Here is a 493-nt window from a genome sequence, read left to right as displayed (position 1 = left end):
GTTTCCGGGTCCAGCCCCTTGGCCCTCGCCATTGCCTCCATCCGCGCCTCACTCGGCAGGGGCGGCGGAACATTCGCTTCATGGGCCTTCAGCCACTGGAAGCTCCCATCCCATTTCGGCAGCCGTGCCGGCGGCAACGGAACAATCTCGTCTATCTCCGGAACCTTCGGGCCGAGGTAATCGTAGCTGAGCAGGAAGTCGTCGATGGCCGCGTAACGACGCACCCGCTCCGGGTCTTTGGCCTGCCCCAGGTAGTACATCTCATCCGAAGCAGGGGGGCCCTCAAAGCCTTCTTTCAGCCGACCTGCCGCACGGGAATGACCTGCTTTGGCTCCTAACTGCAGGGCCTGCAGGGCTTCGGAATAACGCATTCTCCATGGAGAAGAAAGCCAGACCCCCAACATTAGCCCAGCTTCTCCATGCCCCTGTTCGGCTGCACAGCGCCACATCTGAGCTCCAATTTTCTTGATGCCCTCGTCGTCCACTCCCGTCA

At 61.3% G+C, this 493-nt stretch carries 1 protein-coding gene; it reads right to left on the bottom strand.

Annotation, left to right across the window (positions count from 1 at the left end; genetic code table 11):
* Positions 1–371, bottom strand: a 371-nt coding sequence (locus G474_RS22335) for a DUF6396 domain-containing protein (RefSeq protein WP_211228162.1), incomplete at its 3' end; no start/stop codon positions are given.
* Positions 372–493 lie beyond the last annotated feature (122 nt).

Origin of the sequence: Azovibrio restrictus DSM 23866 (genome assembly GCF_000429665.1) — a bacterium.
Taxonomy (GTDB): Bacteria; Pseudomonadota; Gammaproteobacteria; order Burkholderiales; family Rhodocyclaceae; genus Azovibrio; species Azovibrio restrictus.
Note: the sequence above shows the minus strand (reverse complement) of the source record. Positions and strands in the feature narration are given on the sequence as shown.